This is a genomic window from Saccharothrix tamanrassetensis, from assembly GCF_014203665.1.
In the GTDB taxonomy this organism is placed as follows: Bacteria; Actinomycetota; Actinomycetes; order Mycobacteriales; family Pseudonocardiaceae; genus Actinosynnema; species Actinosynnema tamanrassetense.
Genome location: NZ_JACHJN010000004.1, coordinates 495,078 through 509,661, shown reverse-complemented (window position 1 = coordinate 509,661; position 14,584 = coordinate 495,078). Strand labels below are relative to the sequence as shown.

Sequence of the window (14,584 nt, the reverse complement as noted above, 5' to 3'; positions counted from 1 at the left end):
GTGAACCCGTTCAACCCGGCGCGCGGCCGTGCCGATGTCCTAGTCCATGGGGAAGATCGGATGGGGCGTCGCCGCGGCCGCCGTCGTGGTCGTGGGCGCGCTCGCGCTGACCATGACCGGTGGTGACGGCGCCACGCCCGTGGCGGGCGACTGCGCGAACATCGCCGGGCAGGCCGACCGGCCGCGGTACCAGCCGCTGGACTGCGGGTCCGAGCACGCCAACGTGAAGATCGCCAAGGTGGTCGAGGGCGAGGCGCAGTGCCCCAAGGGCGGCGCGCCGTACTCGACCTACACCGGCTCGGTGACGCTGTGCCTGATCCCGAACTTCGTGGAAGGCGCGTGCTACCGGCAGGACCGGGAAGCGGGCGTGCGCAAGGCGGACTGCGCCGCCACCGACTCGGTCAGGGTCGTCAAGGTCGCCCGGGGCAACACCGAGGACTGCGGCGACAGCCGCAGGCTCGCCTACCCCGAGCCCTCGGTCACGTTCTGCCTCACCCGCCCCTCGCCGCACCCCGATCCGGCTGCCGTGACCCCGTCGTCCTGATCCCGCTGCCACCACCTCTCCGGGCCGACCCCGCGCGCTGACGCTTCTGCCGGAAACCCCTGCGCCCGCCGGGTCCACGGCGGTACGTTCCGCTCGCCCGACCCGAGAGGAACGCAGCGTGACCACGCCCCCGAACCCGCCGCCGTACGCCCCGCCGCCCGGCGGCCACCCGCCCCCGCAACCGGGTTGGGGACAGCCCGCGCCGACCGGACAGCCCCAGGGCTACCCGCCCGGCTTCCAGGGGCCGCCGTCGGGTCAGGGCTACCCGCGGCAACCGGGATATCCGCCGCCACCGGGCCACCCGCAGCCCGGCCACCAGCCGGGTTACCAACCGCAGCCGGGCTACCCGCCCCAGCCCGACTACGCGCAGGCCGGCTACCCCCCACCCGGCCAACCCGGCTTCCCCGGCCAGCCCGGCTTCCCCGGCCGGCAGGACTTCCCGCCCGCGAAGAAGAGAACGTCCAGCGGCGCCAAGGCGCTGATCGGCGTGGTCGTGCTGATCGTCGTCGGCATCGCGGTGGCCGGCATCGTCGCGGGCATCGGCAGCCCCGGCCGCGCCGACGTGGGCGACTGCATCAAGGTCACCTCGGCGTCGGTCACCAACGCCGACGTGGAGACCATCGAGTGCTCCTCGACCGAGGCCGCGTTCAAGGTGGCCGCGAACCTGAGCAGCAGCACCAGCGCGTGCCCCTCCGGCGACTACGCCGAGTACAGCAACCGGGGCGGGCGGCGCAGCAACGGCTTCAAGCTGTGCCTGGTGCTCAACGCGAAGCAGGGGGACTGCTTCAAGCAGGAGGGCACGATTGTCGCAGGCAAAACCACCAAAGTGACCTGCGATTCGGCCGCGACGCACAAGGTGTCCAAGGTCGCGAACACCTCCGACGAGAACGAGTGCGAGAGCGGGGAGACCGTGTTCGTTTACTCACAGCCGGCTACCACCGTCTGCTTGGTCAAGACCGAATAACAAAAGTGAGGGGCCTTCCGCCGTTGAAGCGGAAGGCCCCTACAAACTCCACTGCTGTTCACCGCGAGCGACGAACCGGTCGCGCTCGGCTAGTTCTGCGATCCGGTTCGTCGTGCCGCGCTAGCTCGTGGTGCCCGGCGGAAGCAGCCCCTGGACATCCAATCGACCGGGCAGGACGTCTTCGTTGTCCATCATGTCCGCGACGCGCTGCAACCGGATCGGGTTGAGCGACAGCGGGAAGGTGCCGACCGACACCAGCGCGGCGGTCTGCTGGTCCACGTCGACGTAGCCGGTGAGGACGTCCTGGACGGACAGCTTGTTGTTCGTCGCGAGCTGCTGCGCGTCCCGCAGGACCTGCCGGAACAGTGCCAGCGTCTTGGGGTTGGCGTCGGCGAACTTCTTGCTCGACGCGTACCCGGACATGGGGAAGTCCTTGGTCGGACCGGTCGCGGTGTCGGTGACGATCCGCGCGCCGACGTCCTTCTGCGCCTTGGTGATGAACGGTTCGGTCATCCAGGCCGCGTCGACTTCCTTGGCCCGCATGGCGTCCACCATCCGCTCGAACGGCATCTCGCGCAGGCTGATCCGCTGCTTCTCGACGCCCGCGGTGTCCAGCACGGCCTTGGTGGTCAGCGCGCCGACGTCGGACTCGCTGTTCACCGCGATGCGGGGCGAGTCCAGCTTGGCCGGGCCGTCGTAGTTCGGGTCGGTGGTGACCAGCGCCATCGTGTTCGTGCCGGCCTGGTAGGCCTCGCCCTGGAGTTGCAGCTGGGTGCCCTCGGCGACGGTGCGGAACAGGTTGACGTGGCTGGCCCAGGTGATGTCCAGGGTGGTGTCCAGCTGCTTGATGCCCTCGGCCTCGCTGCTCAGCGTCACGTGCTGCACGGACAGGCCGGCCTTCTCGAACAGCTTCTCGTTGATCGCCAGCTTCAGCGGCGCCACGTCGACCACCGGCATCACGCCGATGCGCAGCGTGTTGCGCTCCACCTCGGGCCGGTTCCCGTCGTCGGTGCCCGGCAACAGGCCGCACGCCGTCAGGGTCGCGGCACACGCGAACAACGCTGCCGCACGTCGCAGAACACGCGTTCGGGTTGGCATGGCACCTCTCGCCGCGATGACCTCAGGAGCGGGTCTATTTGATCAACCGAAATTCTCGACGCAGTTGTCGATGCCGGGGATGGTAACCACCCGGAGGTATGAAACGACAGCCCCGGCCGATACGGTGAGTGCTTCCGGAGTCTTCCCTGGGGTGGGGGTGCGGCACTACGCTCCCGGCCGGGTGGCACAAGGTCGAAGTGGATCGTCGTGTCCCCGTGCGGAGGTGGGGTGCCTAGCCGGCGCTACCACTCCTGTGCTGCAATTCGGCCGAATTTCGAGTCCATGCTTCGGTCCGGGGGAGAGGCCGGGGAACACTGCTGCCGGAAGAGGAAGCCCAGGGTGGCCCGACGAGAGAGAGGTCCCAGCCAGTCAGGCGTGGGGATTCCACCGCGCTCCGATAGCCCCGGAATGGGTGACGGACTGGCTGCGCTGCGTGATGGAACTGTGACCGAGTCAACGGGCGCCGGGCCGACAACCGAGGTGCGCAAGCAGCAGAACGCCGGTACCGCTTCGTGGCGGCTCCGCAACTGGCGTCTGCCCACCAAGCTGGCTGCCGTGCTGCTGATCCCCACCGTGGCCGCGCTGGCCCTCGGTGGGCTGCGCGTGCAGTCCGACCTCGATGACGCGACCGAGTTCAACCGACTGGCGAACCAGATCCAGCTGGAGGCCGCGGTCGCGGACCTCGTGCAGCAACTGCAACGCGAACGAGACCTGAGCGCGAGCCACGTGGCGTCCGGCAAGAGCCTGGACCGCGTCGTGCTCGACCGCCAGCTCCGCCGCGTGAACGACACGACCGACGCGCTGAACAACAAGATCTCCGAGCTGAGCGGCGACCTGGACGACGAGGTCGTCACCCGGTTCCGCCGCGCGGCCGAGCAGCTCAAGCGGCTCAACAGCCTGCGCAACGCCGTGCGGGACACCGCGTACCCGTCCGACGCCGTGCTGCGCACCTACTCGGAGTCCGTGGAGAGCCTGCTGGACCTCGGCGAGCAGGCGATCGCCGGGATCAACCACCCGGAGCTGGTGCGGCTGCACCTGGCCACCAACGCGATCGGGCGCATCAAGGAGCAGGAGTCGCGCAAGCGCGGCATCATGCTCGACGTCTTCCAGCGCGGCGGCTTCGGCCCCGGCCAGGAACGCGCGCTGCTCGCCGCGAACGCCGAGCTGGACGCGGCCCGCAACGACTTCCGCAAGTCCGCGACACCCGACCAGGCCAAGATCTACGACGACACGGTCACCGGTCTGATCGTCGACACCGCGAACGACATGCAGGAGTCGGCGCTGAACCTGGCGGCCGGCGGCAAGAGCCTGTCCTCGCTGCGCCCGGAGAGGTGGGACATCGCGGCCACGCTGACCGTGAACCTCACCCGGGACGTGGAGAACCTGCTGCTGGAGCAGCTGCAGAACCGCACCGACGAGCTGACCGGCCTGGCCCGCGCGGCGGCGCTGCGCGACTCCGGCATCGTGCTCGGCGCGCTGCTGCTGGCGTTGATCACGGCGCTGTTCGTGGCCCGGTCGATCCTCACCCCGCTGCGCACGCTGCGCCGCACCGCGCTGGAGGTCGCCAAGCACGGCCTGCCGGACGCGGTCAGCCGGATCCTGGTCGACCCGAACCCGCAGGAAGCCGCGAAGACGGCCATCGAACCGGTGCCGATCACCACCAAGGAGGAGGTCGGCCAGGTCGCGCGGGCGTTCGACGCGGTGCACGGCGAGGCGGTCCGACTGGCCGCCGAGCAGGCCCTGCTGCGGGACAACGTCAACGCGATGTTCGTCAACCTGTCCCGCCGCTCGCAGGCCCTGGTGGAACGCCAGCTGAACCTGATCGACCGGCTGGAGCAGGACGAGCAGGACCCGGACCAGCTGGCCAGCCTGTTCGAGCTGGACCACCTGGCCACCCGGATGCGGCGCAACTCGGAGAACCTGCTGGTGCTCTCCGGCACCGACCTGTCCCGCCGGCTCACCCGCCCGGTGCCGGCCGCCGAGGTGCTCGGCGCGGCGGTGTCCGAGGTGGAGCAGTACGCCCGCGTGCAGGTCGGCCAGACCCCGGAGCTCACCGTCCAGGGCCGCGCGGTCAACGACCTCGTGCACCTCATCGCGGAGCTGCTGGACAACGCCACCGCGTTCTCCGACCCGGTCACCAAGGTCACCGTGCGCACCGCCCGCACCCGCAAGGGCGAGCTGGCGATCGAGATCCAGGACCGCGGCGTGGGCATGGCCGAGCAGGAGATCTCCGACGCCAACGAGCGGCTGGCCGACCCGCCGGACGTGGACGTCGCGGTGTCCCGCCGGATGGGCCTGTACGTGGTCGCCCGGCTGGCCAAGCGGCACGACATCAAGGTCCGGCTGCGCGCCAACGAGGACATCGAGGGCGGCACCACCGCACTCGTCGTGGTGCCCGAGACGCTGGTCGCGTCGCCCGGCGCGGCCGGTGCCCCGCTGCCCTCGGAGTCCGTGTTCGGCACGCCGCCCGCCTACCAGCCGAACCAGGCGGAACGCGCGAGCGGCATCGCGGGCGCGTTCACCGGCTCCATGCCGCGCCTGGACGACGAACCGGCCTACGGCAGCTCGGCACGCTCGAACGACGACCTGGGCTTCGGTGGCACGCCGCGCCCGGACGACGAACCGGGCTACGGCAGCTCGCCGCGGCCGGCCGACGAGCCGGGCTTCCCGGTGAGCTTCGTGCAGAGCGACAGCGAGCCGGACGCCACCCGGCTGCCGACGTTCGGCGAGGCCCCGGCGGAGCGCTCCGGCGAGATCTCCCAGCCGTGGCTGCCGCTGGCCGAGGAGCACGGCGAGCGGGACGTCGAGCGCGAGCCGGAAGGGTCGTTCGGCGAGCCGACGCTGTTCACCGCCTACGAGGACCGGCACGGCGACGACGACCCGGACCAGCACGGCTTCCAGACCACCCAGTTCGCGCCGGCCATCGAGAGCAGGCTCTCGGGCGAGGGCAGGTCGCTGCCCGAGCCGTTCGCGGGGACCGAGCCGCTCGACGAACCCGAACCCGAGCCGGTGCGGCGCAACGGCTCCACGCCGCACCTGCCGCCGGCCGCCAAGGCGGTCGAGCACGACCTGGACGCCCCGACCGAGCGGCTGCCGATCTACGAGGCGGTCCTCTCGCAGTGGTTCCAGGCCGTGGGCAGCGAGACGTCGGCGGCCACCGCCCAGGCGGTCCCGCCGGCGCCCCGGCCCGACCCGGAGCCCACCGCGCGGGAGGAGACGTCCCTGCCGACCCGCAGGCCGCAGTCCGTCCCGCCGGTCGCGCCGACCACCGAGGCGGGCCCGGCGCACCCGCCGATCCCGCCGCGCGAGGTGGACCACGGCGCGGCGCACCAGGCGCTCCCGCAGCGCGAGGTCGACAAGGGCCGTCCGTTCACCGAGGGCGGGCTGCCGAAGCGGCAGCCCGGCTCCGCCGACAACCTGCCCAAGCGCGCTGCGGAGGTGCCCCGCGTGACCGAGCCCGAACCGGTCGCCGAGCCGGAGCCGGTCGCGAACGGCGAGTTCACCGACGGCGCGTCCGCCCACGCGGACCCCGCCCACGGCGACCTCGCGCAGTCCGCCGAACAGGCCTGGCACTCGCCCGCCGACGAAGGCTGGCAAGCTGCCCAGGCACTGCTCAGCAAGGCCCCAGAGACCACGACACAGGCGGGGTTGCCCAAACGGGTGCCCAAGGCTCAGCTTGTGCCGGGATCCGCCGCTCCCAAGCCCCAGGCCGCGGAGCGGCAACCGCAGCGGCCCCCGCTGCCACCACGATCGGCTGACGCGATCCGTGGACGCATGTCGAGTCTTCAGCAGGGCGTCCGTCGAGGGCGACACGCTTTGATCGACGCTTACGCTGGTGACATGTCGAGCCGGCAAGACGAGGAGCAGGAGTGACGACCGCAGCTCAGCCAGGCAGCTTTGGTTGGCTTATCACCGACTTCGTGCGCCGGGTTCCCGGTGTGGCACATTCCGTGGTCGTGTCGGCGGACGGGCTGTTGCTCGCCGGCTCGCAGGGCCTGCCCCGCGACCGTGCCGAACAGCTCTCCGCAGTGGCATCCGGCCTGGTCAGCCTCACGGCCGGCGCGGCGAGGTGCTTCGAGGCGGGCACCGTGAACCAGACCGTGGTCGAGATGGAGCGGGGCTACCTGTTCCTGATGTCGATCAGCGACGGGTCGTGCCTCGCGGTGCTCGCGGCCCCGAACTGCGACATCGGCCTCGTGGCGTACGAGATGACCCTGTTGGTCGAGCGCGTCGGCCAGCAGTTGACCCCGGAGCTGCGCGCGCAGCTCCAGGGCGCGGTTCGGCGGTAGATCCTCATGAGATCGTGGGGGTGAGCGGTAAATGGCTGAACGATCTGGCGCCGGTGCACGCCGCTTCGGTAGGAACTTCAACTACCAGGAGTGGGCGGTCGGCGGCTTCCGATTCGACGAGCCGGATGCCGACCCCTCAGCAGACGAGGAAGCCGAGGACGTACCCAACTCGTGGACCGGTCGGGCGGCCGAGCCTCCACGGGTCGAAGGCACAGGGCAGGGGCTAGGCGATATGTCTCAGCGTGAGGTTGACGACTCGTCGTACGACTACGACGACGTCCCCAACCGGTTCGACATCGACGGGTACGGCAGCGGGCTGTTCGGGGGTCCGGGCGCCGACCTGTTCGGCGCCCACAACTTGCCCGACAGCGTGCCGGAACAGCTGCCCTACACGACCGGTCCGCAGCCGGTCGTGCGCCGGGAGGAGAACCCGGCGGCCGAGTCGGGCTCGCTGGTCCGCCCGTACACCCGGACCGGTGGCCGCACCCGGCCGGACTACGACCTCGCGATCGAGGCGCTGGTGTCCACCAGCGAGCGGGGTCTGGAACGCGACGCGGCCGTGCTCCCCGAGCACCGGTCGATCTGCGGGCTGTGCACCGACACGAGGTCGGTGGCGGAGGTGGCCGCGCACCTGCGGCTGCCGCTGGGCGTCGTGCGCGTGCTGATCGGCGACATGGCGAGCATGGGTTTGGTTTTGATTCACCAGGGCGGCTTGGTCGTGGGGGACCGGCCTTCCATTGAATTCCTTGAGAGGGTGCTCAGTGGGCTTCGCAGGCTCTAGCCCCGACGCGGCCGAAGGCGCACGGAAGCCTACGACCTCCGCGAAGATCGTGGTGGCCGGTGGTTTCGGCGTGGGCAAGACGACGTTCGTCGGTTCCGTGTCGGAGATCGTTCCGCTGACCACCGAAGCGGTGATGACCGAGGCCAGCGCCGGGGTCGACGACCTCTCGGCCACGCCGAACAAGGTCACCACCACGGTGGCCATGGACTTCGGCCGGGTGTCGCTGGACCAGGACCTGATCCTGTACCTGTTCGGTACGCCGGGTCAGCACCGGTTCTGGTTCATGTGGGACGACCTGGTGCGGGGTGCGATCGGCGCCATCGTGCTGGTGGACACGCGGCGGCTGGCCGACGCGTTCGCGTCGATCGACTTCTTCGACGACCGGCAGCTGCCGTACGTGGTGGGGGTGAACTGCTTCGACGGTCTCCTGCACCACCGGATCGAAGACGTGCGGGAGGCGCTCACCATCGACCAGTCGGTGCCGATAGTGACTTGCGACGCGCGCAACCGCCAGTCCACCAAGCAGACCCTCATCACGCTGGTGGAACACGCGATGCGCCAGTGGATGTCCGTCCGCGCGGGCTGATCGGCGGTGCCGACCGGCCGGGAACCCCGGTCGGGCCGGCTCGGACTCAGGGGCGGCCCCCTCGTGGGAGGCCGCCCCTCGGGCTGCTCCGGTGGACGGGGTGACGCCCGCCGCGCGGCTGCCCGCGTCGCGAGGTCGGTCGCCGGCGGCCTAGACCTCGACCCCGCCGGGTCCTTCGCCCTCCACCAGCGCCGCCGACGTGATCCGGTGCAACGGGAACCGCCGCACCTCGCCGTAGCTGACGTCCACACCCTCCAGCACGCCACCGCCCACGACCTGCGGCTTGATCACCCGTCGTGCCGCCGTGCCGTGCCCGTCGACGAAGTCCACGAGGACGCTGCGCCCCTCGCGAGCGGCCTGTTGCAGCAACGCCATGGTCGCCGACGGCCCCGCCCCGAGGTGACCCGGCACGGACACCCGGGCACCCCCGGTGGTCGACGCCGCCTGGTCACCGGCCCGGACCAGCCGCACCAGCTCGCCCAGCTGCTCGTCCGACGGCGGAGCGGGCACCGGCGACCTGCGCCGCCCCTTGCCCGCGATCCGCCGGCCGCCCACCTTCAGGTCCAGCACCCGCCCGTCCGGCCCCTCGGCGGCCGGGGCGAACCCGGCGGCCCGCAACCCGTCCAGCACCTCGGCCAGCGGGTAGGGGCTGACCAGCACGGTGGGCGCGATCTTGCGCAGCTCCAGCCGCTCCGCCGCCGGGTGCACGGCGACCTCGGTGATCAGCACCGGATCGTCGCAGCGCAGGAACGACCCGGCCGCCCCGCCCCGCAACCGGCCGTGCTTGCGAGCCGCGTCGTCGATCAGGTAGGTCAGCGACTGCGGAACGGGCGTCCGCGACTTCGCCCGGAACAACTCGTGCAGGTCCGCGGCCGTCCGCCCGGCGTCGAACGCCCGCCGGACCGACCCCTCGTGCACCCGGAAGACCGTCGCCCCACCCGCCGACTCGACGTCCGCGACCAGCGCGATGTCCTCCGCCAACTCGGGCTCCAGGCGGCCCGGCGCGACGACGGTCAGGTCCGCCTGCACCAGCACGTGGTCGACCGGTGCCGGCAACGCGTCACCGAGCCGCTTGGCAGCCGCCCCCGGCCCCTCGCTCAGCAGCGTCCGCCCCTGCGCGGTGAGGGCGTGCAGCGCCAGCACGCCGACCGCGGTGCCCTCCTCCACCGTCCACCGGACGAGTTCGTCCCGCAGCCGCCCGCCACGCCGAGGGGCCCGCCACGCCAGCACGGCGGCCAACTCGTCCGCGTCGGGCACCGCGGTACCCACCGGGAGCGCGGCCAACGCCTCCAGCACCCGCCTGCGGTCCCGAGGAGCCCCCGGCCGGTTCAGCTCGGGTGCCAACGGGTTCAGCAGCCGGTCGCGGTCGTCCCGCTGCCCGATCAGCCCGGGCAGCCGGGGGAGTTCCAGCCAGGCCTGCGCCAACGTCGCCCACCGGTGCTCGGGGACGGCCGACAACCAGGTGTCGGCCTGGGCGGTCGGCACCCACTCCGGCTCGGCGCCCTCGCTGTCGGCGACCAGCCCGGCGTTCACCACCAGCTCGACCAGCAGCGAGGCGCGACGCTCGTCGACGGCCAGGTCCTTCGCGACCTTGCGCAACTCCCGGACACCCACACCCCCGGACCGCAACACCGCCGGGGGCTCCTCGGACCACCCGTTCAGCAGCCCTTCGACGTGCCGGCAGAGCTCCAGGGCCGCACCGCCACCCGTGCTGTCGACCGTCGCGGGATCCCGTCCGACGGTGGACAGGGGTGGCTCGGAGGTACGGATGTCACCCAGCGGGCGGTCGCCGCGGACCTTGAGACCGATCTCACGCGGCAGCTCGACGGTCAACGCGTCCCGCCGCACCAACAACCCGCGGGCCAGCAGCTTCTGTATCGGCGTACGCGCGCCGGCCAACGACACGACATGCGCCGCGTCCTTCGTCTGCCCGACCGGCGGCCCGGCGGCCAACGCCGTCAACACCCGCCGCTCATCGTCCCCGAGCACGCTCAGGTCGGCGTCGGCCAGGCTGGGCACGGACCGCCCCAGACCACACGGGAACGGGTTCACCGCATCCCGGGACGCGGGCGGCGTGGACAGCGCGTCGTCATCCCCCCACAACAACGCCCGACCACGCAGAACGTCGACCGCGGGGCGGACGTCCACATCGAACAACCGACCGAGGTCCTCGATCCGGACCGGCCGCTGATCAGCGTCCAACACCAGCAACGCCTCGAGCACCGTCAGCGTCAGGGTGTCGAGGTCCTCACAGGCCCGGGCGACAGAAGCGCGAGACCCCACCCGAGTGGCCAACACCACAGTGTCCGCGGGCGGTGGGGTCGCCAGGTCCGGACGCGCGCGCAACAACGCCACGAGCGCGGAGTCCTCCCGCGACCGCAGCCACTCGGCCAATGTGGTGCCGGACATCCCCACCACGGTATAGGGCCGCGCACACCACCGACCCGGTGAGGCACACTTGTCCCGACGTGCAGCACCCCCAAGGAGGAACCGTGGCCAAGGTCCGCCCCGAGCGCATCGACCCCAACTGGCCGGAGCCGCCCGCGGACGGCAAGTACGCGGTGAGCGAGCTGGCCAGCGAGGTCCAGGGCGCCCAGTCCCCGTTCGGCAAGATCACGTTCCCACTACCGGCTGAAGAACTCGGCTACCACCACCCGGTCACCGAGATCAACCGCTGACCAAGCCCCACCCACACCACCTGGCCGCGCACACGCGCACACCCCGGTTGGTCGGCTGCGCCACGCGCACACCCTGAGCGTAGGACTGCGCGCCAGCGCACGCCTGCGGTTCGCCCACGCGCACACCTGCGCTCTGGCCTGCGCGCCAGCGCACACCGGTCCCTCTGCGTGTCATCCCCGTATGGCCTGCGCGCCAGCGAACCGCATGTGTCAAGGGCAGATCGAACGCGCGATCACCGCACGCGCCTTCACGATCTGCCCTTGACGCATGTGGTTGTCTCCGACCAGGTCATACGGGGAGGACACGCAGACCCCCACCCTCACCGCACCTCAAAGCTCGAAGAGCTTTGCAAGGGATCCTTGGCGGTCTGCCCGTCCGGCGAGGACGCTTTTCAAGCCCGTAGACCCCAAGCCACTGAATCCCCCATGGCCACGCTCCGCCTGCTCCGCACGCTTCGCTCCGCCACGCTTCGCTCCGCCACGCTTCGCAGGCTCCGCTCCGCCTGCTCCGCAGGCTCCGCTCCGCCTGCTCCGCAGGCGTCCCCTCGAAGTGAACGCCCCCTGACACACACCCAACCACGCAGGCACGACAATCCCGCCGCTCAAAGCTGAGAACCCACCCGCAACCCACCCCAGCCCCACCCCAAAGCGCCCGCGTCCCACCCCGGCTCCACCGCAGCCCCCGCGCTCCACCCCAGAGCCCCACCAAGAGCCGCACCCCCGAGCCGCGCACGTTCCGCTAATCCGACCGGACTAGGCTCGGTCCCCGCTCGGCAGTGCTGTTCTGGGAGGTTCGATGCCGGTCCCCGGCCCTGGTTACTCCATCACCGTCCGTCTGGAAGCGCCTCCCTCCGCGAGCGCAGCAGGCGACCTGACCTCGGCCGTAGGGCGAGCAGGCGGCGTGATCACCGCATTCGACGTGGTCGAGTCCCACACCGATCGGGTGATCATCGACCTCACCTGCAACGCCCTCTCCGCCAACCACGCCAAGGACATCACCGACACCCTGGGCCTGCTCCCCGGCATCGTGGTCCGCAAGGTCTCCGACCGGACCTTCCTGGTCCACCTCGGCGGCAAGATCGAGATCTCCTCCAAGGTCCCGCTGCGCAACCGCGACGACCTCTCCCGCGCCTACACCCCCGGTGTGGCCCGCGTCTGCCAGGCCATCGCCGAGAACCCGGACGACGCCCGCCGCCTCACCATCAAGCGCAACACCGTGGCAGTGGTCACCGACGGCTCGGCCGTGCTGGGCCTCGGCAACCTGGGGCCGGCCGCGGCCCTCCCCGTCATGGAGGGCAAGGCCGCCCTCTTCAAGAAGTTCGCCGGCGTCGATGCGTGGCCCGTGTGCCTGGACACCCAGGACACCGAGGAGATCATCCGCGCCGTGGAACTGATCGCCCCCGTCTACGGCGGCATCAACCTGGAGGACATCGCCGCCCCCCGCTGCTTCGAGATCGAGGCGCGCCTGCGCGAGAAGCTGAACATCCCGGTCTTCCACGACGACCAGCACGGCACTGCCATCGTTGTCGTGGGCGCCCTCCGCAACGCCCTGCGCGTGGTCGGCAAGGATCCCGCGGACTGCAAGATCGTGGTCTGCGGCGTGGGCGCGGCAGGCTCCGCGATCATCCGCCTCCTGCTCAAGCAGAACCCCGGCGACGTCGTGGCGGTGGACGTCGACGGCATCGTGCACCGCGACCGCCCCGGCCTGGACGACAACCTGAAGTCCATCGCCAACGTCACCAACCGCGACAACGTCAGCGGACGGCTGCACGACGCGCTGGTCGGTGCCGACGTGTTCATCGGCGTGTCCGCGCCGAACCTGTTCGGTGCCGAGCAGGTGGCCACCATGAACTCCGACGCGATCGTGTTCGCGCTGGCCAACCCGGACCCCGAGATCGACCCGATGGAGGCGCAGAAGCACGCCGCCGTGGTCGCCACCGGCCGGTCGGACTTCCCGAACCAGATCAACAACGTGCTGGCGTTCCCCGGTGTGTTCCGCGGGCTGCTCGACGCGCACGCGCGCACCATCACCGACTCGATGCTGCTGGCCGCCGCCAACGCCATCGCGGACGTGGTGGACGGGGAGAAGCTGAACGCCTCCTTCATCGTGCCCAGCGTGTTCGACACCTCCGTCGCACCCGCCGTCGCCGAAGCCGTTCGGAAGGCCGCCGCCCGACAGGCCTAGCATCGCTGGCATGACCAAGCAGTTCAGCCACCTCGACGGGAGCGGTGCGGCCCGGATGGTGGACGTGTCCGCCAAGGAGCAGACCACCCGCACGGCGGTCGCGTCCGGCGTGCTGCGGACGACCGACGAGGTGGTGGGCCTGCTCGGCAGCGACGGCCTGCCCAAGGGCGACGCCCTGGCCACCGCCCGCATCGCCGGGATCATGGCGGCCAAGCGCACCTCGGAACTCGTGCCGCTGTGCCACCCCATCGCGCTGTCCAGCGTGGCCGTCGACCTGGCCCTCGGGCCGGCCGAGGTGCGCATCACCGCGACCGTCCGCACCACCGACCGGACCGGCGTCGAGATGGAGGCGCTGACCGCCGTGTCGGTGGCCGGCCTGACGCTGCACGACATGGTGAAGTCCGTCGACCCGGCCGCGTCCCTGGACGAGGTGCGGGTGGAGCGCAAGGAAGGCGGCAAGACCGGCCTGTGGGTGCGCCCGTGAAGACCGCGAGGGTGATCACCGCGTCCAACCGCGCCGCGGCCGGCGTGTACGAGGACCGTGGTGGCCCCATCATTGTGACGTGGCTGCGCGAACGGGGCTTCGACGTGCCCGATGCCGCGGTCGTCCCCGACGGCGACCCGGTAGCGGACGCCTTGCGCACCGCCGTCGCCGACGAGGTGTCGGTGGTCGTCACGACCGGCGGCACCGGTATCAGCCCCACCGACCGGACTCCCGAGGCGACCCGTGCCGTGCTCGACTACGAGGTGCCGGGCGTGGCCGACGCGATCCGCATGTCAGGCTGGCCCCGCGTGCCCACCGCCGTGCTGTCGCGCGGGGTGGCCGGTGTGGCGGGCCGCACGCTCGTGGTGAACCTGCCCGGCTCGACCGGCGGGGTGCGCGACGGGCTGGAGGTGCTCGGCACGCTGCTGGAGCACGCCGTCGACCAGTTGGCCGGAGGTGACCACGCATGACCGAGGTACTGCGCGCAACCGTCAGCGACCAGCCGTTGTCGGTCGAGGAGCACGCGAAGCTGGTCGAGAACGCCGCCGCCGGCGCGGTCGTGACCTTCTCCGGCGTGGTGCGCGACCACGACCACGGACGGTCCGTGCGCGAACTCGAATACGTCGGTCACCCTTCCGCCGGTGATGTCGTCGCGGAAGTCGTCTCCGACGTCCTGGCGAAGTTCACCGGCGTGCGGGCGGTGGCGGTGTCGCACCGGGTCGGCGAGCTGGCGATCGGGGACGTCGCGCTGGCCGTCGCGGTGTCCGCCGAGCACCGGGCCGAGGCGTTCGCGATGTGCTCCGAACTCGTGGACGAGGTGAAGCGGCGGCTACCGGTGTGGAAGCGCCAGGTTTTCGCCGACGGCACGGACGAGTGGGTCAACTGCCCCTGAACTCCAGGTGGGCGCCCTAGGCTCATCGTCTCACCGACCGAAGCAGAGACCCCGCCGTCGGGGGGAACGGCAGGGTCTCTGGT

Annotated in this window: 11 protein-coding genes and 1 pseudogene; 10 read left to right on the top strand and 2 right to left on the bottom strand. The window is 71.3% G+C overall.

The window, feature by feature from the left end; genetic code table 11:
- The first annotated feature begins 46 nt into the window (after positions 1–46).
- Together FHS29_RS15490 and FHS29_RS15485 are read left to right on the top strand one after the other, a co-directional pair.
- Positions 47–544 carry an LppU/SCO3897 family protein gene (locus tag FHS29_RS15490; protein ID WP_184691333.1) on the top strand — a complete coding sequence of 166 codons (498 nt, stop codon included), beginning with the start codon at positions 47–49 and terminating at the stop codon, positions 542–544.
- 118 nt (positions 545–662) lie between these two features.
- Entirely contained in the window at positions 663–1,508 is an 846-nt protein-coding gene (locus tag FHS29_RS15485; RefSeq protein ID WP_184691332.1) for an LppU/SCO3897 family protein, read from the top strand.
- 120 nt (positions 1,509–1,628) lie between these two features.
- Here the strand turns inward: FHS29_RS15485 and FHS29_RS15480 are convergent, their stop codons facing one another.
- A complete protein-coding gene (locus FHS29_RS15480; protein WP_184691331.1) occupies positions 1,629–2,606 on the bottom strand; it encodes an ABC transporter substrate-binding protein in 978 nt (325 codons plus the stop codon).
- Between the two features lie 408 nt (positions 2,607–3,014).
- Here FHS29_RS15480 and FHS29_RS15475 point away from each other — a divergent pair, with 408 nt between their 5' ends.
- Genes FHS29_RS15475 through FHS29_RS15460 form a run of 4 tightly spaced genes read left to right on the top strand, consistent with a single transcriptional unit; the run spans position 3,015 to position 8,262 of the window.
- Positions 3,015–6,479: a sensor histidine kinase gene (locus FHS29_RS15475; protein WP_221455994.1), complete on the top strand. Its 3,465-nt coding sequence runs from the start codon at positions 3,015–3,017 to the stop codon at positions 6,477–6,479.
- Entirely contained in the window at positions 6,476–6,895 is a 420-nt protein-coding gene (locus tag FHS29_RS15470; RefSeq protein WP_015097946.1) for a roadblock/LC7 domain-containing protein, read from the top strand. Before FHS29_RS15475 ends, FHS29_RS15470 begins: the two co-directional genes overlap by 4 nt.
- Positions 6,896–6,926: 31 nt before the next feature.
- Positions 6,927–7,676: a DUF742 domain-containing protein gene (locus FHS29_RS15465; protein WP_184691329.1), complete on the top strand. Its 750-nt coding sequence runs from the start codon at positions 6,927–6,929 to the stop codon at positions 7,674–7,676.
- Positions 7,657–8,262, top strand: a complete 606-nt coding sequence (locus FHS29_RS15460; RefSeq protein ID WP_184691328.1) for a GTP-binding protein — start codon at positions 7,657–7,659, stop codon at positions 8,260–8,262. The genes FHS29_RS15465 and FHS29_RS15460 overlap by 20 nt, the downstream gene beginning before the upstream one ends.
- 150 nt (positions 8,263–8,412) lie before the next feature.
- On the opposite strand, the gene FHS29_RS15455 is transcribed toward FHS29_RS15460, so the two are convergent.
- Positions 8,413–10,671, bottom strand: a complete 2,259-nt coding sequence (locus FHS29_RS15455; RefSeq protein ID WP_184691327.1) for a helicase-associated domain-containing protein — start codon at positions 10,669–10,671, stop codon at positions 8,413–8,415.
- 83 nt (positions 10,672–10,754) lie between these two features.
- On the opposite strand from FHS29_RS15455, the gene FHS29_RS15450 reads away from it, so the two are divergent.
- The 4 genes and pseudogenes from FHS29_RS15450 to FHS29_RS38480 all read left to right on the top strand — a co-directional run bounded on the left by FHS29_RS15450 (position 10,755) and on the right by FHS29_RS38480 (position 14,501).
- Complete coding sequence (locus tag FHS29_RS15450; RefSeq protein WP_184691326.1) at positions 10,755–10,940, top strand: hypothetical protein; 186 nt, start codon at positions 10,755–10,757, stop codon at positions 10,938–10,940.
- Positions 10,941–11,736: 796 nt separating this feature from the next.
- Positions 11,737–13,125, top strand: coding sequence for an NAD-dependent malic enzyme (locus FHS29_RS15445; protein ID WP_184691325.1), 1,389 nt, complete (start codon positions 11,737–11,739; stop codon positions 13,123–13,125).
- Positions 13,126–13,135: 10 nt separating this feature from the next.
- Positions 13,136–13,609, top strand: coding sequence for a cyclic pyranopterin monophosphate synthase MoaC (gene moaC / locus FHS29_RS15440; protein WP_184691324.1), 474 nt, complete (start codon positions 13,136–13,138; stop codon positions 13,607–13,609).
- A gap of 11 nt (positions 13,610–13,620) precedes the next feature.
- Positions 13,621–14,501 (top strand): annotated as a pseudogene (locus tag FHS29_RS38480) (molybdenum cofactor biosynthesis protein MoaE).
- Positions 14,502–14,584: the final 83 nt, after the last annotated feature.

Coding starts and splice junctions, on each gene's coding strand:
- FHS29_RS15455 (WP_184691327.1), bottom strand. CDS start 10,671: ATGTCCGGCACCACATTGGCCGAGTGGCTGCGGTCGCGGGAGGACTCC.
- FHS29_RS15490 (WP_184691333.1), top strand. CDS start 47: ATGGGGAAGATCGGATGGGGCGTCGCCGCGGCCGCCGTCGTGGTCGTG.
- FHS29_RS15475 (WP_221455994.1), top strand. CDS start 3,015: ATGGGTGACGGACTGGCTGCGCTGCGTGATGGAACTGTGACCGAGTCA.
- FHS29_RS15465 (WP_184691329.1), top strand. CDS start 6,927: ATGGCTGAACGATCTGGCGCCGGTGCACGCCGCTTCGGTAGGAACTTC.
- FHS29_RS15445 (WP_184691325.1), top strand. CDS start 11,737: ATGCCGGTCCCCGGCCCTGGTTACTCCATCACCGTCCGTCTGGAAGCG.
- moaC (WP_184691324.1), top strand. CDS start 13,136: ATGACCAAGCAGTTCAGCCACCTCGACGGGAGCGGTGCGGCCCGGATG.
- FHS29_RS15480 (WP_184691331.1), bottom strand. CDS start 2,606: ATGCCAACCCGAACGCGTGTTCTGCGACGTGCGGCAGCGTTGTTCGCG.